This is a genomic window from Flavobacteriales bacterium (assembly GCA_026129465.1).
Classification (GTDB): Bacteria; Bacteroidota; Bacteroidia; order Flavobacteriales_F; family PHOS-HE28; genus PHOS-HE28.
The window spans coordinates 2,944,631-2,965,307 of sequence record JAHCIA010000001.1; the positions used below are offsets into that span (position 1 = coordinate 2,944,631).

The 20,677-nt window shown below is 64.7% G+C and carries 4 protein-coding genes; all 4 read left to right on the plus strand.

Features of this window, described 5'->3' with window-relative positions:
• The first annotated feature begins 2 nt into the window (after positions 1-2).
• The 4 genes from KIT10_12555 (at position 3) to KIT10_12570 (ending at position 20,652) form a co-directional block, all read left to right on the plus strand.
• Positions 3-9,383 (plus strand): gliding motility-associated C-terminal domain-containing protein, encoded by a 9,381-nt coding sequence (locus tag KIT10_12555; protein MCW5900091.1) that lies wholly within the window; start codon positions 3-5, stop codon positions 9,381-9,383.
• A gap of 13 nt (positions 9,384-9,396) precedes the next feature.
• Positions 9,397-10,320 carry a type IX secretion system membrane protein PorP/SprF gene (locus KIT10_12560; GenBank protein MCW5900092.1) on the plus strand — a complete coding sequence of 308 codons (924 nt, stop codon included), beginning with the start codon at positions 9,397-9,399 and terminating at the stop codon, positions 10,318-10,320.
• A gap of 247 nt (positions 10,321-10,567) precedes the next feature.
• Positions 10,568-19,729: a gliding motility-associated C-terminal domain-containing protein gene (locus KIT10_12565; GenBank protein MCW5900093.1), complete on the plus strand. Its 9,162-nt coding sequence runs from the start codon at positions 10,568-10,570 to the stop codon at positions 19,727-19,729.
• The gene (locus KIT10_12570; protein MCW5900094.1) at positions 19,726-20,652 is read left to right on the plus strand and encodes a type IX secretion system membrane protein PorP/SprF; all 927 of its coding nucleotides are present in this window, start codon (positions 19,726-19,728) and stop codon (positions 20,650-20,652) included. Before KIT10_12565 ends, KIT10_12570 begins: the two co-directional genes overlap by 4 nt.
• Positions 20,653-20,677 lie beyond the last annotated feature (25 nt).

The window sequence follows — 20,677 nt, forward strand, 5'->3', positions numbered from 1 at the left end:
CCATGGAGCGAAGCACCCTGCGGGCCATCGCCCGGACGATCATCACGGCCTGCCTGTTGGCCGTAGCCATCTCCACCATGGCGCAGACGCCGCGCACCAAATACTGGACGGGTGGCAGCGGGGATTGGAGCGATGGCGCGCGCTGGTCCCTGACGCCTGATGGCCCGGGGGGTGCGGGCGTGCCCAGGGCCGATGAACATGTGATGATCGCGCCCGCGCGCGAGGCCGTGGTGCTGCTGCCGCGGAACGCGCAATGCCGCGACCTGCATGTTTCGGGGGAGAACGCACCGGTGACCATCGTCGGCCAGGTGCGCGATGTGCTGGAGATCTCCGGCCAGTGGAAGATGACTGGCGATGCGCGCTGGGACCATCGTGGGACCGTCCGGTTGAATGTGCGCCGGGAAGGCGTGGAGATCGACACGCGCGGCATACCCATTGGCAGCGAAGTGGTCTTCGATGGTGCCGGCGCATGGTCCTTGGCAAGCGACCTGGTCCTGCTCGATGACCGCGCCCTGGTGCTGAAGCAGGGCACGGTGATGGCCAACCGCGGCCTGGTGCGCGCAGCCGAATTGCGTTTCGACGGCAAGGCCGCGAAGTCCTTCCTCGCCGGAGACGCCATGCTGATGCTCGCGCAGCTGCCGGCCGGGCCCATGCTCAAGACCTACGTGCAGCCGGGCAATGCCACCTGGGTGGCCGGTGGCACCATGGTGAAACCGGACTTCGGGGTCGAGGTGGGCGCCGGCCCAATGGACATCAATGTATGTGGCACGGGCCCGGGGCAGACACCCTTTGTGGTGGACGCCCAGGTGGTGACCGATTACAATGGCTTTGGTGTGCGTTGCCGGGGCGAGTGCAACGCCACAGTGACGGTGACCGTGACCGGCGGCGTGGGGGGCTTCACCTACCAATGGCTGAACGGCGGCCCGGCCACGCAGACCTGGACCACGGCCTGCGGCGGCCCACAGATCGTCATCGTCACCGACATCGGCCAGGGCGTGTCCTGCCCGGTATCGGTCACGGTGTCCGAGCCCGCGCCCCTGGGGGTGATCTTCTTCGGGGGCGGTACGCCGCCCACCTGCCCCGATGTGTGCGACGGCTCGCGGCAGGCCCTGGGCATCGGCGGCGTGGCGCCCATCACCTACAACTGGAACAACGGCGCCGGCACCGGTTCATCCTTCAACGGCCTTTGTCCCGGTGCCAACACCCTGGTGGTGACCGACGCGAACGGATGCCAGTTCGACACCACCTTCGTATACGACCTGCAGCCCATACAGCCCAACCTGCTTTTCTCGGGCACCAGTTGCTTCGGGGCATGCGATGGTTCGGCGTCGGTGGCACCACAGGGAGGCACACCGCCGCACACGGTGCAGTGGTCCCCGCAACCACCCATAGGGCAGGGCACCAACAGCGTGAGCGGCTTGTGCGCTGGCAACTGGGAGGTCACGATCACGGACTTCAATGGTTGCGACACCACGGTGCAGTTCATCATCGATGAACCGCCGCCGTTGGACATCGCCGTGATCCTGGACGATGCCAGTTGTTTCGGCGCCTGTGATGGCAGTGCCACGGTGATCCCCTCCGGTTCGCCCGGGCCCTTCACCTTCCAATGGACGCCAGCGCCCGGCACGGGCCAGGGCACCGGTTCGGCAGCCGCGATGTGCGCCGGGGAGTACAGTGTGCTTATCGTGGATCAGTCCACGGGCTGCGATACCACGCTGCAACTGACGATAGACTCCCCGCCCGCTTTCGAGGTGGATCCCACGGTGACCGATGCGACCTGCTCGAACGCATGCGACGGGGTCATCTCCTGTCCGGTGATCTCCGGCGGATCGCCACCGCTGAACTTCATCTGGTCGCCGAACCCACCCCTGGGGCAGGGCACACCGACGGCCAGTGGATTGTGTCCGGGCCTTTGGTCGCTCACCATTACGGACGCGGCGGGTTGCGACACCACGCTGGTCTTCGATGTGGGCGCGCCACCGCCACTGGTGGTAGTTCCATCGCAAACGGACCTGACCTGCTACGACAGTTGCGACGGCACGGCCACCGCACCCACCAGCGGCGGCACACCGCCATACACCTTCGTGTGGTCGCCCACACCGCCATTCGGCCAGGGAACCGACTCCGCCAGTGAACTCTGCGCGGGTCTGTGGACGCTGACGATCACCGACTTCAATGGCTGCGACACCACGCTGCAGTTCTTCCTGCTGGAGCCACCTGTGCTGGAGCCGAATCTGGCCTTCACCAACGTCACTTGCGCGGGTGTGTGCGACGGCACGGCCACGGTGGATCCCACGGGCGGCACGCCGGGCTACATCTACGAGTGGATCCCCAACCCACCACAAGGTCAGGGCACCTCTTCGGTATCTGGTCTTTGTCCGGGCGTCTGGATCGCTTCGGTCACCGATACCAATGGCTGCAAGGAGATCCGCCCCTTCACCATCGAAGATGCCACACCACTGGAAGTGGACCTGAGTGTGCAAGCGGCCACCTGTCCGGGCATATGCGATGGAAGCGCGGCGGCGAATGTCACCGGGGGTACGGAGCCTTACACGTATGTCTGGTCGCCGGAACCGGGCGCTGGTCAAGGCACGCCAAGTGTGACCGGACTCTGCGGACAGAGCTACACGCTCACCGTGACCGACGCATTGGGCTGCGATACCACCATCGCCTTCACGGTGGATGTCCCCGATGCGATCGAGGCGAACGCGGTGATCACCACGATCCAATGCGCGGGTGACTGTGACGCGAGCATCACGCTCTCGCCCTCTGGAGGCACCGGCATCTACACGTACGACTGGTCGCCACCGCCGCCGAATGGCCAGGGCACTTCCACGGCCAGCGGGCTTTGCGCAGGCGACTGGACAGTGACGATCGCATCGGGCGCGTGCGACACCACCATCACCTTCAACATCCCCGAACCGCCGCCGCTGGACGCGGGACTCACCACGCTCGATCCGAGTTGTGCCGGTGATTGCGATGGCAGCGCAACGGTCGATCCCGCCGGCGGCACACCGCCCTACACGATCATCTGGGATCCAGTGCCAACCAACGGGCAAGGCGGCACCACGGCCACCGGTCTTTGCCCCGGCAATCATGTGGTGACCGTGACCGATGACCTCGGCTGCGATGTAGTGCTGCCCTTCGAGATCCTGGGGCCGCAACCCATCCTGGTCAGCCTGGTGCTCACCGATGCCGGATGCGACAACGCCTGTCTGGGTACGGCCACGGCCACGGTGAATGGCGGACAGGAGCCCTACACCTACGATTGGCAGCCACCGCCACCCATCGGCCAGGGAACACCCAGTGTGTCCGGGCTCTGCCCGGGGCCCTACACACTCACCGTGTCTGATGCCGCTGGCTGCGACACCACGGTCACGTTCATCATTCTGCAGCCCTCGGGCATCATGGCGGTTCCCACCGTCACCGACGCGAGCTGTTTCGACAACTGCGATGGGGCCATTGATGTGGCCACCATTGGCGGATCCCCACCCTACACGTTCACCTGGACGCCCGATCCTCCAGCGGGACAGGGCACGCCCAACGTGAGCGGATTGTGTCCCGGCGTCTGGACGCTCTTCATCGCCGACGCGATCGCCTGCGACACCACGTTGCTGATCACGGTGGGCGCGCCAACGCCGATCATGCCGAATGAAAGCTCCACCAATGAAAGTTGCGCCGGACCGTGTGATGGTACCGCCACGGTGACGCCCACCGGTGGTGATGGTTCGTACATCTTCGTCTGGTCACCGCAACCGCCGAACGGGCAGGGCACATCTACCGCCAGTGGCTTGTGTCCCGGAAGTTGGGGCGTGACGATCACCGATGCTTCGGGATGTGATACCACGGTCACATTCCTGATCCTGGAACAGCAACCCATCGATGCCGGGCTGGTGACCACGGACGTGATCTGCCATGGCGATTGTGATGGCACGGCGAGCGTATCACCCACCGGCGGTGTGGCGCCATTCACCGTCCTGTGGTCGCCGGAACCCGGCGCGGGCCAGGGCACGCAGAACGCCACGGGCCTCTGCCCCGGCGCATGGAGCGTGACGATCACCGACTTCGCGGGTTGCGACACCACGCTGCTCTTCAACATCAACGAACCACCGGCGATCACGCTTGACCTTGTCAACACGGCAGCGGATTGCTTCGATCCATGCAGCGGCACCGCCACGGTGGACGCTGCCGGTGGCACGGGCGTCCTGGTCATCCTGTGGCAACCCGATCCCGCCACGGGCCAGGGCACCGCCTTCGCCACGGGGCTGTGTGCGGGCACGCCCTACACAGTGACGATCACCGACGAGAACGGCTGCACCATCTCGCAGGGATTCACCATTGAACCGTTCGACGAGATCCAACCCAACAGCAGCAGCACACCGGCGAGCTGCCATGACGCCTGCGATGGCACCGCCACCGTGGGCCCCATCGGTGGACAGGAACCATACGCCTATGTGTGGTCGCCGGAGCCGGGTGCGGGTCAGGGCACGACGCAGGCCACAGGCCTCTGCCCGGGGGTGACGCAGGTGACCATCACGGACGCCAACGGTTGCGAAACCGTCGCTTCGATCCTGATCCTCGCGCCCGAGCCGCTTGATGTACAGGCGACGGTGACGGACCTGGATTGCGGTGGTGAATGCAACGGAAGCATCGTGCTGGATGCACAAGGCGGTACGCCACCCTACACCTACAGTTGGTCGCCGGTTCCACCCAACGGACAAGGCGACAACGTGGCATTCGACCTGTGCGCCGGTACTTGGAACGTGACCGTGACCGACGCCAATGGCTGTGTGACCACAGCGGGCTTCGACATCAATGAACCTCCCGCACTGGTGGTGACCGTCGCCATCACGCCCAGCGAATGCCAGCTCTGCAATGGCGGAGCACAATTGACCATCAGCGGTGGCACCATTCCGATCCTTGCGGTATGGACGGATGCGCAGGGCAACACCGTGGCCATTGGCGACAATCTGGCGAACGTCTGCGCGGGCATCTACTCGGTGACCGTGACGGACGACAACGGCTGCCAGGAACAATTGGTGGTGTCCATCTCCGACAGCGACGGGGAGGTCATCGCCGCATCCGCCACCGGGGCCAGTTGCCACGATGCCTGCGACGGTTCGGTGAGCGTGGTGGTCTACTGCCAATTGCCGCCCTGTGTCATCGTGTGGACGGACGCCAATGGGGATCAGATCGGCGATCAGCCCACGGTGACCGATCTCTGTGCGGGCACCTACTATGTCACGGTAACGAACGCGGATGGCTGCGTGTCGATCGATCCGGTTATCGTGACCGCGCCGCCGCCGATACAAGTGGTGATGTCCGCTGATGATGCGACGTGCGCCGGCGATTGCGACGGCTGGGCCTTCGCGATGATCTCCGGCGGCACGCCACCCTTTAGTCTGGATTGGTCGCCCGAACCGGGGTCCGGGCAGGGAACACCTTTCGCGAGCGGACTATGCGCCGGTACGTACACGCTGACCATCACCGATGGCGCCGGATGCGCCGCTTCCTTCGATGCCGCGATCGACAGCCCCGAGCCGCTGACGGTGGACGAGACGGTGGAAGGCAGCGCCTGTGCCGGCGATTGCGAAGGCTTCATCACACTGGATGCGCAAGGCGGCACAGCACCCTATACCTATGTGTGGGATCCCGTGCCACCGAATGGGCAGGGTGGAAGCAGCGCCACAGGCTTGTGCGCGGGCACCTGGAGCGCCACGGTGATCGATGCGGCGGGATGCAGCATCAGCCTGAGCTGGGAATTGGGCGAGTCCGATCCGATGGAGCTGACCACGGGCAGCACACAAAGCACCTGCCCCGATTGTGACGGTACCGCTTCCGTGTCAGTGGCCGGTGGAACGGGTCCATACACCTACGCCTGGACCCTGGCCGGTCAACCCGTCGGGGATGAAGCCGAGCTGCAGGACCTCTGCGGCGGACTCTACACGGTGACCGTGACGGACGCGGCCGGATGTGGCGCACAGGCCGTGGTGGCCGTGACGGACGCCAACGCCGAGGTGCTTTCCACGAACGATGGACAGGTGGGCTGCGCCGGTGATTGCGACGGTGTGGTGTCAGTGGATCTCGTCTGCTCCGCACCAGCCTGTGTCATCCAATGGTTCGATGCGGATGGCGCACCCGTGGGCGATGGCGACACCGTCAGTGGCCTGTGCGATGGCGACTACTTCGTGGTGGTGACGAACGCTGATGGCTGCGTTTCCATCGCCACGGCCACCGTCACGCCCAGCACCATCATCGCGCCGGTCTTCAGCAGCACGCCCACGAGTTGCGTCGGCGCATGTGATGGCACGGCCACTGTGGCGCCCACCGGCGGACAAGAGTCATTCACCTACACCTGGAGTCCTGAGCCGGGTGGAGGCCAGGGTACGTCGCAGGCCACTGGACTTTGCGCGGGCGTATACGCCGTAACGATCACCGAGGGGTCCGGTTGCGACACCACCGTCACCATCCTCATTGTGGATCCGCAACCCCTGTCGATCAACGCCTTCACCCAGCAAGCGGATTGCTCCGGCGCGTGCAGCGGCAGCGTGTCGGTGATCGTCACCGGCGGACAAGGTCCCTACGACTACTTGTGGGACCCCGTACCATCCAATGGACAGGGCGATGCGTTCGCGCAGGGCCTCTGTGCAGGGGTGGTGACGCTGACGGTGACGGACGCGAACGGCTGTTCCATCACGCAGCTGTATACCATCAATGAGCCTTCACCCATCGTGATCACGGCCACCACCACACCGAGCGCATGCGGGGAATGCATCGGTACGGCGAGCGCCAGCGCTCAGGGTGGCACTCCGGGCTATGGCTGGTACTGGACGATCGACGATGTGATACAAGGCACGGGCAGCAGCCTCACTGGTCTGTGCGCGGGGCTCTACTTCGCCACCGCCGTGGATGCGCAAGGTTGCACGGCCACGCAATTCGTGCCACTGGAGGATGTGGACGGCGAATCAGCCGCCACCACGGACGGCATCACCACCTGCCCGGGCGATTGCGATGGCGCGGTGTCCGTGAGCGTGGATTGCCTTGATGACCCGTGCGACATCACATGGTACGACACACAGGGCAATGAACTCGGCGGTGGCGCACAACTTGGTGACCTGTGCGCCGGGCTTTACATCGCGGTGATCGTGAACGCGTCGGGTTGCATCACCGTTGATTCGGCCTTCGTGCTCTCGCCCGATCCGATCCTGGCGAACCTGGGCACCGCGCCGACGAGCTGCTTCGGCGAATGCGACGGCACGGCCACGGTGGGCCCCACGGGTGGCGCGGGTGGCTATGTGATCGAATGGGTGCCCGAACCGCCCAATGGCCAGGGCGGCGCGCAGGCAACGGGTCTGTGCGCTGGCGACTATTCTGTGATCATCACCGATGCGGCGGGCTGCTCCATCACGCAGGGCGTGCTCATCCTTTCGCCGGATCCCATCAGCCCCAATGCGGTGCTCACCATCGCCACCTGTGCCGGTGATTGCGACGGCTCCATCGTGCTGTCGCCCAGTGGTGGCAATGGTGACTTCACCTACTTCTGGAACCCCGAGCCACCCAACGGCCAGGGCACCAACAGCGCCACCGGGCTTTGCGCGGGTTCGTACGCGGTCACGATCACGGATGCGAACGGATGCACCGCTGAATACACCGTGGTGTGGAATGATCCGCCCACCCTCAACGCCTTGGTGTCCCACACGGACAACGGTTGCTTCGGCGATTGCCAGGCCACGGCACAGGTGGATATCACCGGTGGTGTGCCGGGCTATGCGATCACCTGGTTCGATCCCCTGGGTCAGATCATCGCGCAGGATGTCACCGATGTCAGTGGCCTGTGTGCCGGTGACCACCAGGTGGTGGTGACCGATGCGAACGGTTGCGAACGCATCACATCCTTCACGGTGGGCCAGGGAGTGGAGATCCTGCCGAAACTCTCCACCACGAGCGAGACCTGCTTCGGGCCGTGTGACGGAAGCGCCTTCGTATCACCCAGTGGCGGTGCTGGAGGTCCATACACCGTATTGTGGCAGCCTGAACCGGGCTTTGGCCAAGGCACCACGCAGGCAGGTGGACTCTGTGCGGGCACCTGGCAAGTGACCATCACCGACGGTGCTGGATGTGTGAGCAACACGGAGTTCGAGATACTCCCCTACATCGCGATCACCGACGATGCCTTTGTGACGCATGTGGCATGCGCGGGCGCCTGCACCGGCAGCATCCTGCTGGCCACCTCGGGCGGTCTTGGTCAACTGGACTATGTGTGGTCGCCCGCGCCGCCCAATGGGCAAGGCACCGCCAATGTCACCGGCCTATGTGCGGGGGCCTGGTCGGTCACGATCACCGATGCGGTGGGCTGTACGCAGGTCTTCAACTACATCATCCTGGAACCGCCGCCCATCCAGATCGGAATCGGGCAGATCACGCCGGCCAGCTGCGCCAATGTGGCCGACGGCGCCATCACCACCACGCCATTGGGCGGCACGCCGCCATACACCTACGGTTGGACGGGCCCAGGCGGCTTCGTCTCGGACCAGGAGGACATCAACGGCCTGCTGCCCGGCACCTACTTGCTTACCGTCACCGATGCGAACGGCTGCTCCGAGGTCGCCTCGGTGCAGGTGCTGGCCCTCACCGTGGTGGTGGCCGATGCGGGATCGGACCAGGAGGCTTGTGCCGGCGGTAATATCATCCTTGATGGCAGTGGCAGCATCGGCGCCACCAGTTGGACCTGGTTCGACGACCAGGGCGATGTGGTGGGCCAGGGCGCCGTAGTGGTCCTCAGCGGGCTGCCGCCCGGCCCGCACACCTTCACACTGCTGGTATCAGACGGGCCCTGCAATGACACCGATGAGGTGACCGTGGTGGTGCTGTCCCTGCCGCTGGCCAACGCTGGTCCGGACCAGACGATCTTCGTGGGTGATGTGGTCACCCTGGGTGGGAACCCCAGTGGCCCACAAGGCTCCGCATTCAACTGGCAGCCCGATTCGCTGTTGGCCAACAACACCCTGGCCAACCCCAACAGCCAACCCACGCAGACCACCTGGTTCGTGCTCACCGTGACGGCGCCCGACGGTTGCGTATCGGTGGATTCCGCCCTGGTGACCGTGTTGCCCACGATCGACATCCCCACAGGCTTCACGCCCAACGGCGACGGTTGGAACGACGCGTGGATCATAGACAACATCGACCAGTTCCCCGAGTGCGAGGTGGAGATCTACAACCGCTGGGGCGAGATGCTCTTCCGCAGCGTGGGCTACAACACCCCTTGGGATGGACGCTACAACGGCGGTCCGGTGCCGGTGGGCACCTATTACTACGTGATCAAGCTCAACGACCCGCGCTTCCCGGACGCCTACACCGGCCCACTCACCGTGATCCGCTGAACCACAGGAGACCATGCGCACCCCAAGACACATCGCCCCGGTGGCCCTGATCGCCTGTTTGGCCGCGCAGGGGCAGCAGCTGCCGCAACTCACGCAGTACACGCTGAACGACTATGTCTTCAACCCCGCGGTCGCGGGAAGCAGACCTTTTTTCGAAGTGCGCAGTGGCCACCGCTACCAGTGGGTGGGCATCCAGGATTCGCCGCGCACCTTCACGCTGAGCGGCACCACGCCCGTGGGCAACAACATGGGCCTTGGCGGTTATCTGTTCACCGATAACGTGGGCCCCACCCGGCGCACGGGCGTGCAGTTCTCCTATACCTATCACTTGAAATTGAATGAGGACCTGCGCCTGGGCATGGCGCTTTCGGGCGGTCTGCTGCAATTCCTCATCGATGGTTCCAAGATCACCTTGCGAGACCCCGGCGACCCCGCCATGGACGATCAACTGCGCGGTGAACTGTTGCCTGATGCCAAGTTCGCCCTGTATCTGCACCATCCACGATTCTGGGTGGGTGCCACCGCGCCACAGATCATGCGCAGCAGGGTGCGGTTGATCGAGGGCCCGCGTGAAGCGCTGAGCCGTCTTGAAAACCACTATTACGCCACGGCGGGTTATCGCATCCAGCTGGGTGAGGACTTCCGCGTGGAGCCATCCGTGCTGGTCAAGTACGTGGACCCCGTGCCGCCCACCATGGACCTGACCGCCACGATCCGCTACCGCGACGCGATCTGGTTGGGGGCCTCCTATCGCACCAATGAGTCGTGGTGCGCCATGGTCGGATATTGGTTCCGGGAGATGTTCCAGTTCGGTTATTCTTACGATATCCTCACCTCCAACCTGCGGAATTACAGCAGCGGTTCGCACGAGGTGATGCTGGCGATCACCTTCGCGAAACGATCGGACAAGCTGGCCGACAGCCCACCCACGCCCTGATCGGCGGGAGGGGAGCAACTTCCTCGAGGCATTCTCGTCTCTATTTCCCGCACGCCGCGTTGCCCATGGCGATCGTCAATCGATCCAGTGTTTTCGTCGTGGCCATTAGTGCGTTCATGGGTTGACCCGTACGGGGGGGAGGGCCGTACCTTTGCCGCCCTTCGCGAAGGACCTGAACGGAACGTGCGTGCGAATGAGGCCGAGCTTCGATCCCCGAGAGCGATCCGCGAACCGGACAGTGCTGGCCTTGGCCGCCCTGCTCCTTGGTCTTCCGGGACCGGCGCAGGTCTACCTGGCGGTCGATGGGGTCACCTACGAGACCTGCACCGGGCTTTTCTACGATAGTGGTGGTGCCGCCGGGAACTACGGCAACAACCAGAACATCACCACCACGCTCTGCCCCACGGGTGGCGCGGGCACCGGTCCTGCCACGGCCGTGTTGTTCCTGCAATGGCAGGTGGCTCCCGGCCCTGGTGACCGACTCTTCATCTACGACGGCCTGGTGGCCGGCGGTGCGCCACTGGCGGTGGGGACCAGCGCGGCATCCTTGCTGGGTCTGACCTTCGTAAGCGCCGACCCCAGCGGCTGCCTCACCTTCCGCTTCGAAAGCGACAATGCCGGCACGGCCGCCGGTTGGGCGGCGCGTATCCTCACGGCGGGTGACCCCGGTGGGAACGGAGCCGCACAGGCCTGTGCCACGGGTGGGCCTTTCGCCCTGTTCCCCTTCCTTACCGGCAACCCGGACCCCGGGGGCGTGTGGAGCGGCCCCAACGGCGCGCATTCCGGCTCTTTCAACCCCGCTTCAGATCCGCCGGGCGATTATTTCTACACGCTCTCGGGCCCATCACCATGCGCGGATACCAGCGCCACGGTGACGGTGACGATCGTGCAACCGCCCGATGCGGGCACCAATGGCGCCTACACGGCCTGCGCCACCGATGCTTCCTTCAGTCTCTTCGCTTTGCTGGGAGGTTCGCCGGAAGCGGGCGGTGCATGGACCGGCCCGGGTGGTCCGCACAATGGCACATTCGTTCCCGGGGTGGACCCGGCTGGGGCCTATGTATACACGGTGGCTGGCACCATGCCCTGCAATGATGCCTCGGCCACGGTGACCATCACTGTGAACCAGCCACCCGTGGCGGGCACCAATGCCAGCATCACAGTATGCAGCTTGGATGCCGCCTTCGCCCTGTTCCCGCTGCTCGGAGGCAACGCGCAAGGCGGTGGCACATGGGCCGGTCCAGGCGGTGCGCATTCCGGCACTTTCATTCCGGGCACCGATCCGCCGGGCCCATATGTGTATGAGGTTCCCGGCATACCCCCATGCTCCCCGGCAAGTGCCACGGTGACCGTGGGTGTGCAGGCGGCGCCCAATGCGGGCACCATGGGCAGCGTCACGGTTTGCAGCAACCTGCCACCCTTCAGCCTTTTCACACTGCTGGGCGGCACTCCTCAAGCGGGTGGCACCTGGACCGCACCCGGGGGATCATCGCATTCCGGCATCTACGATCCCGCGACCGATCCGCAAGGTCCCTACACCTATACCGTGGCCGGCACGCCGCCATGCGCGAACGCATCGGCCGTGGTGAACGTGACGCGCATCCAGGCGCCCAACGCGGGCACCAATGGCACCCTGACCCTGTGCAGCGATGGCCCGCAGACGCCGCTCTTTGGTGCGCTGGGTGGGGCCCCGAACTCAGGTGGTACCTGGAGTGGCCCCGGCGGCGCGCACAGCGGTCAATTCATTCCGGGGACCGACCCACCGGGCCTCTACACCTACACGGTAGCGGGCACGCCGCCCTGCGCCAATGCGAGCGCCACGGTGAACGTGGTGGTGAACCAGCGGCCGAACGCGGGCACCCCCGCCTCCATTACGGTATGCAGCAACGATGCGCCATTCAGCCTGTTCGCCACGTTGGGTGGCGTTCCACAGGGTGGAGGCGCCTGGACCGGCCCGGGTGGCACGCCAGTTTCCGCGACCTACACACCGGGCACTTCGGTCCCCGGCGTATATACCTACACGGTCATCGGTCTGCCACCCTGTGCGCCTTCATCGGCCACGGTCACTGTGGCGCAGGTGACCGCACCGAACGCCGGCTTGGACCGCAGCATCACCCTTTGCAGCGACCATGCGCCCTTCTCCTTGGTGAGCGAACTGGGTGGCACCCCGGATGCTGGCGGTCAATGGTCCGGTCCGGGGGGGCCGCATGGCCCCACCTTCACCCCGGGGGTGGACCAACCTGGCGTCTACACCTATACCGTGGTGGGTACATCGCCGTGCGCCAACGACCAGGCTACCCTCACCATCACGGTGAACCAGGCGCCTGACGCGGGGCTCTCGGCAGCCATTACCGTGTGCAGCACTGACGGCAGCTTCCCCTTGATCAACGTGCTGGGTGGTGCGCCGGATGCGGGTGGTAGTTGGACCCGTCCCAATGGCACACCACACCCCGGCATTTTCAATCCCGGGGTCAGCGTTCCAGGCATCTACACCTACACGGTGGTGGGCTTGGCACCATGTGCTCCGTCCATTTCCACGGTGGAAGTGACGGTGAACATCGCGCCGGTGGCCGGCACGAATGCCTCCGTGGTTAGTTGCTCCAACGATGCGCCCTTCAGCCTGTTCGCCTCCCTCGGCGGAACGCCTGATGCGAGTGGCACTTGGACAGGGCCGAATGGGCCGCATGGGATCAACTTTGCTCCAGGCGCTGACACCCCCGGTGCCTATACCTATACGGTGCTGGGTCAGGCGCCCTGTGCGAACGCCACCGCCGTGGTGAACGTGTCCGTGGTGAATGCGCCTGATGCGGGCATCTCCGCGGATACCACGGTGTGCAGCAACCATGCGCCGTTCAGTCTTTTTGCACGCTTGGATGGCACCCCGGACGCCAACGGCTCCTGGACCGGACCCGGGGGTGGCATCGTGGGCAGCACATACACACCGGGCACGAGTACGCCGGGGATCTACACTTACACGGTGCCCGGTATCGCCCCTTGCGTCAATGCGGTGTCCACGATCACGGTGAGCGAAGTGCCTGCGCCGGACCCCGGCACCAATGGGGCCATCACGCTCTGCAGCGACCATGCTCCCGTGGACCTGTTCACACTGCTGGGTGGCACGCCACAGAGCGGTGGCAGCTGGGCCGGCCCTGGAGGTGCACATTCCGGCCTGTATCTGCCCGCCACCCAGCCGGGTGGCACATACACCTATACGGTCGCCGGCACGGCACCATGCGTGGATCTCTCCGCTTCGGTGCAGGTGGTGCGTGTGATCGCGCCGAACGCCGGTGTCAATGGCAACATCACGGTATGCAGCACCAATGGCCCATTCCAGTTGCTGAGCGTGCTGGGTGGCAACCCGAACGGCACGGGAAGCTGGAGCAATGCGGGCGGGCAACCCGTTTCCGGCACATTCACACCCGGCACCACCGCGCCCGGTACCTACACCTACGTGGTGAACGGTACAGCGCCCTGTGTGAATGACACCGCTTGGGCCACCGTGGTGGTGAATCAGGCACCGAATGCCGGCATCAATGCCAATACCACCATTTGCAGTTCCGACGCCCCCTTCGCGCTGGTATCGGTGCTGGGTGGCACCCCCAATGGAGGCGGCACCTGGGTGGGTCCGGACAACCAGCCGCATCCGGGAACCTTCATTCCCGGCACCTCCACGCCCGGCGGATACACCTACACGGTGTCCGGTCAAACGCCATGTCTCGATGCTTCAGCCGTGGTGGTGGTCAACGTCAACATACAGCCCAGCGCGGGCCTCAATGCCAGCTTTGAGCGCTGCTCCACCGATCCACCTGTGGACCTCTTCACCATCCTGGGCGGTACGCCGAACACCGGAGGTACATGGATCGGTCCTGGTGGCCCAACGTCGGGGGTGTTTTTCCCTGGCACGAGCCTGCCCGGCGACTACGTCTATTCGGTCACCGGTACACCACCCTGCCAGAACGCCTCCGCCACCGTAACGGCCACGGTGAACCAGGCTCCCAATGCGGGTAGCGGTGGAACGCTCACGGTCTGCACCGATCAAGCGGTGGTGGATCTCTTCGATGGCCTGAGCGGCAACCCCGATCAGAACGGCACTTGGAATGATGATGACGCCACGGGCCAGCAGAGCAACCAGTTCTTCAGTCCATTGGGGCTGCCCGCCGGTACCTACAGCTTCACCTACACCGTGCCTGGTATCGGGCAATGCGGCGATGATCTGGCGACCGTGCTGGTGACCACCGTGGCAGGCTTGGACGCCGGCAGCAACGGCACCATGACCGTTTGCGGTACCAACACGCAGGTGAACCTCTTCAATGGCTTGGGCGGAAACCCGCAACCGGGCGGTGTGTGGATCGATCTGGACGCCACCGGTTCGGTAAGCGGGCAATTCTTCAATGCCGCCAACGTACCACCTGGCACCTACAACTTCCGCTATGTGCTGGGCGGCACGCTGGCCTGTGCCTCCGACTCGTCGCAGACCACGGTCACCGTGGTGGCGCCACCCAATGCGGGCACCAACGGCAGCACCATCACGTGCAGCAACAATGCGCCCTTCAGTCTCTTCCCATTCCTGGGCGGCAACCCGCAGGGTGGTGGCGTATGGCGCCTGGGCAGTCCCACTGGCCCGGTGGTATCCGGCATCTACAACCCTGCTTTGGACAACCCGAACACCTACTTCTACGTGGTGAGCGGGACGGGGCCGTGCGCCAATGCGGTGGCCTCGGTGCAGGTGACGGAGGTGCAGGAGCCGAACGCAGGTGCCTCCAACCAGATCACCGTGTGTTCCAGCGGCGGCACGTTCAACATGACGCTGCAATTGGGCGGCAACCCACAGCCGGGTCAATGGACCTTCAACGGGGATCCGCACGGCAACATTTTCGTGCCGGGACTGGATGCGCCAGGGATCTACGTTTACACCGTGCAGGGCCAGCCGCCCTGTGGGCCGAAGGTTTCCACGCTCACCATCTCGGTGCAGCAGGCGGCCAATGCGGGCACCAACGGCTCGACCACCGTTTGCAGCAGCCAACCTCCCTTCCTGCTCTTCGGCCTGTTGGGTGGCGGCGCCCAGTTCGGCGGTTCATGGACCGGCCCCGACCTGCTTCCTCATGATGGCCTCTTCATTCCCGGCACCAGCCTGCCCGGGGACTACTTCTACACCGTGCCGGGCACTGCGCCCTGCGCGAACGATGTGGCGGTGGTCTCCGTGTTCGTGAATCAGGCGGCCAATGCGGGATGCAGTGGTGCCACCACCTTGTGCAGTGGTGGAGGAAGCGTGAACCTCTTTACCGTGTTGGGCTGTTCGCCGGATCCCACCGGGTCATGGACCGGTCCTGCACCCGGCAACGGGCCATTCAGCGGAACCTTCGTGCCGGGCACCAGCACCCCTGGCACCTATACCTACACGGTGCAAGGCGCGGCACCATGCGGCGCGGCGACGGCCACGGTCACTGTTGCGGTGAACCAACCTTCCAACGCCGGGCAGAGCAACGCCATCACGCGTTGCAGCACGAACCCCGCCTTCGCCATGGTGGACTTCCTCCTGGGCACTCCTGCGCTCAATGGCACGTGGACCGGGCCGGGAGGTGTACCCTCCAATGGTGTGTTCACCCCCGGGACCAGCACCCCGGGAACGTATACCTACACGGTGCCAGGCCAGCAACCCTGCCCCAACGCCACCGCCACCCTCAACATCACGGTGAATCCTGCGCCAGTGGCGGGTGTGAGCAACAGCCTGGCGGTATGCAACACGGGTGGCAGCACCAACCTCTTCAGCCTCCTTGGTCCCACGGCGCAGCCCGGAGGCACCTGGACCAACCCCATGGGTGTGGGCCATTCGGGAACGTTGCTGCCGGGCGTGGACATTTCCGGAAGCTACACCTACACGGTCAGCGGCCTCCCGCCATGTGCGTCCAGCTCGGCGGTGGTGGAAGTGGTGATCAACACTTTCCCGGACGCGGGTTTCAATGGTTTGGTGACGATCTGCACCGACACGGTGCCCTTCCAGCTTTTTGATGTGATCAATGGCACGCCGCAGTTGAACGGGCTGTGGACCGATCCTGCTGGCCTGCCGCACACCGGCATCTTCCTGCCGGGAACGAATCCGCCAGGGGTCTACACCTACACGGTGCCCGGCATCGCGCCTTGTGGCGATGCCAGCGCACAGGTCACCGTGCTGGTGAACACCTCGCCCAACGCGGGCCAGAACGGCGTGGTGACCGTGTGCAGCGACCAGCCGCAGTTCAACCTCTTCAACATCCTCACCGGCTCACCGATGAGCGGTGGCACCTGGCTCAATCCATCGGGCGGTTTGAGCAGTGGCATCTATGTGCCGGGCAGTTCGCAACCGGGCGCTTACACCTACATCCTGGTGGGCCAGGCGCCCTGCCGGAGTGATTCGGCCACGGTGACCGTGATCCAGAACGCGGCCGCCAATGCGGGCATCAGCACGGTGGCGCAGATCTGCTCCAACGAACCGATACAGCCCTTGATCTCCTTGCTCGGCGGAACGCCGGACCTGACAGGGACATGGACCTTCAATGGTGACCTGCATGGGCCATTCTTCGATCCCGCGACAAATGCTTCTGGAGCATATGTCTACACCGTTGCCGGTCTTCCACCTTGTTCCAACAGCACGGCCCAGGTGCAGATCACCCTGGTCACGGCGTCCAATGCCGGCTCGGATGGGGTGCTCGCGGCGTGCATCGATGATCCAGCGATAGCCTTGGTATTGGGTTTGGGCGGTACACCGGATGCTGGTGGCACTTGGACCGATCTCTCGGGTACGGGCCAACTCACGGGTGGTATGCTCAACTCCACCGGCCTGGCGCCCGGCTCCTATGCCTTCCTCTATACCGTGCAGGGCTTTGGTCCATGCGCGGATGCGAGCGCCACGGTGACGGTCAACGTGACCGAAGCCCTCAGCGCGGGCTACGACTCGGACATCTCCGTGTGCCAAGGCGAGATCGTGGACCTGTTCGCCGCGCTGGACGGATCGCCGCAGACCGGTGGATTCTGGCTGGACGTGGATATGAGCGGCGCGCTCATCGGCGGGGTGTTCAACAGCGGACAGACCGGCGGCCCGGGCACCTGGCGCTTCGACTATGTGCTTTCCGCCTCGGCGCTTTGCCAGAGTGATACGGCGCGCGTGACGGTGAACGTGATACAAGGACCCTTCGCGGGCTGTGATGGCGCCTTTTCGCTTTGCTCCACCAATCCGCCCGTGATCCTGATCGGGGCGCTGACCTGCGGCCCCAACGCTGGTGGATTCTGGTTGAACCCGGCCTTGGAAGCGCACAGCGGCACCTACTTGCCCGCCACCGATCCGCCCGGCATCTACCGCTACGTGGTACCCGGTGCCGGTATCTGTCCATCGGACACCGCCCAAGTGAATGTGCAGGTGACACAGGCCGTCTTCGCCGGTGTGGACGCCAACGTCTCGATCTGCTCCAATGACCCGCCTCTGAACCTCTTCCCCTTGCTGGGTCCTTTGGCCATGACCGGAGGGCAGTGGTCCTTGTTGGGGGTGCCGCACCCCGGCATCTACAATCCAGCGGTGGACGTGCCAGGCGTATATCGCTATACGGTGCAGGGGCAAATTCCCTGTCCGAATGACGATGCCTTTGTGACCGTGGCGGAACCGCAAGCGCCCAATGCCGGTTGCAACGCCTCCGTGGCGCTCTGTTCGGACCAGGTGCCCATCAACATGCGGCTCTACCTGGGCTGCTCACCCCAAGCTGGGGGAACCTGGATCGGCCCGAATGGACCTGTGGGTGAATTCTTCGATCCCGCCACGGGCACACCGGGTGTTTACACCTACACGATCGTGGGTACGCCACCTTGTGCCAATGCGTCCGCCTCGCTCACAATTTCGGTGACGCAGTTGCCCAATGCCGGGCAGAGCGCCAGCATCACGGTCTGTCTCGCCCAGGATCCGATCGACCTCTTCCCCGCACTGGGTGCACAGGCACAACCGGGTGGCAATTGGGTGGACCTGAACGGTTCCGGTGCGCTCGATGGCAGCGAATTCGATCCGGCCATCGCGGGCCTTGGCACCTGGGTCTTCCAGTATGGCTTCCCCAGCAATGGCCCATGCCCTGCGGTGTTCCGGCAGGTGACCGTGACCGTGATCGCCGGCCCTAGCCCTGGGGAGGACAACGTGGTGACCGTGTGCGGCGCTGAGACAGCGTTCAACCTGTTCGGTGCTTTGGCCGGCGATCCTGCTGGTGGAGGCAGTTGGAGCGATGTGACAGGTACTGGCGCACTGCTCGCGGGTGGCATCCTCAACGCGAGCCTGCTGCCCTTCGGGGGCCAATCACCCTTCGTGTACACCGTGACCGATCCGCAATGCGGCAGCCTGAGTGCGACCGTGCTGGTGACCACGGTGCCCTATCCGATCCCGGGTATCGACAACGCCATTGTGCTGTGCACCACCTCATCCGCGGTGGACCTGCTGGCCCTGTTGGGCGATCCCCAACTCGGAGGCACATGGGCCGGCCCGGGTGGATCCCCGCACGGGGGTACCTTCCTGCCCGGCACGGATACGCCTGGTGCATATACCTACACGGTGTCCGGCAATGAAGCCTGCCCGGACTCCAGCGCCACAGTGATCGTGACCGTGAACGCACCGCCCATGCCCGGAACAGGCGGAACCACCCTGGTGTGCGACACACTCCCGGCATTGCAGCTCTTCCCCCTGCTGGAAGGTGGGCCGCAGGGCGGAGGAACCTGGTCGGATCCCGATGGTACGGGCGCGCTCTCCGGTGGTGCGGTGAACACCACCTCGCTCTCGCCGGGCGAGTACCTCTTCGGGTACACGGTTTCCACGGAAGGCTGTCCCGACGCCACGGCCTTCGTCGCCGTAACGGTGGTAGGCGGGGTGGAAGTGATCGACGTGGAACGCATCTGCGACCCGGTGGCCCGCACCTACACGGTAAGGTTCACGATCACGGGTGGCGATCCGGCCACCTACTTGGTCAGCGGGCTGGCGGGTGAGTTGAGCGATGCCGCACCCTGGATCTTCAGCAGTGTTCCGCTCTTCACCAGCGAGAGCTTCGAGGCGTTCGTGCAGGACGGTTTCGGGTGCAACGAAGCACGTGTGACCGGTGGCAGCCCCTGCGACTTCGAGAATGTCGTGTTCGTGCCGCAGAGCTTCTCGCCCAACGGGGACAACATCAACGACACGTTCGTGATCCCCGGGATCGAGGGCTGGCCGGGCAACAGCATCGTCATCTTCAACCGCTGGGGCGCCAAGATCTATGAGGCGCGCGGCTACGACAACCGCGAGGTGGTCTGGGACGGCAGCGCCAAGGACGCGCTCTTCGACGGAGAAGCACCGGCGGGCACCTACTACTACATCCTGGAACTCGGCAATGACCAGCCCGCCATCACGGGATACATCTACCTGAACCGATGAGCAGCACTTTCGCCCGCATCGCCCAGGTGGCCCTGTGCGCCCTGCTGATCGGCCGCGCCACGGCACAGCAGGACCCGCTGTATTCGCAGTACATGTTCAACACCCTGGCCTTCAACCCGGCCTATGCGGGTTCGGCGGACCTGTTCACCGTGATGGCCCTGAGCCGCCACCAGTGGGTGGGATTCGAGGGTGCACCGGTCACACATACCCTGCTGGCGCATTCTCCTGTGAAGGTCACCGGCCTTTCGCTGGGTTTTTCGGCGATCTCCGACAAGGCCGGACCCGTGCGCCAGACCTCCGGCCATGTGGACATCGCCTACCGGATCCGCACCGGTGAGGAGTCGCGGCTCTCCTTCGGATTGAAGGGGGGCATCAACCTCTACCAGGCCGAGCTCGCCTCGCTCACCACGGTGGAAGCCGATCCGGCCAATGTGGACATACAGGGTGACATGCACCCCAATTTCGGCTTCGGGCTCTTCTGGCACACGCCGCGGAGCTATGTGGGCCTGTCCGCGCCCAAGTTGCTGGAGAACAGCATCGCCACGGTGAGCGGAACGGCGCTGGTGGCATCCACCGAAGCGCGCCACTACTTCCTCATCGCCGGCCATGTGTTCGACATCGACCACGGGCTGAAATTCAGGCCCTCGATCATGTTCCGCGTGGTGGAGGGCGCCCCCTGGTCGTTGGACCTGAACGCCAATTTCCTGCTCCGCGAGCGCATATGGTTCGGCGCTATGTACCGGGTGGGGAATTCCTTCGGCCTGCTGGGCCAGTACCAGGTGAACGACCAGTTCCGTGTGGGCTACGCCTTCGACCTCACCACCACGAGCATGGGGGCCTATAATGCAGGCACCCATGAAGTGATGCTCAACTACGATCTGCGTTTCATCAAGGGCCGCACGATATCGCCGCGCTATTTCTGAGATGCTTCCGCGCAGCTCCCATATC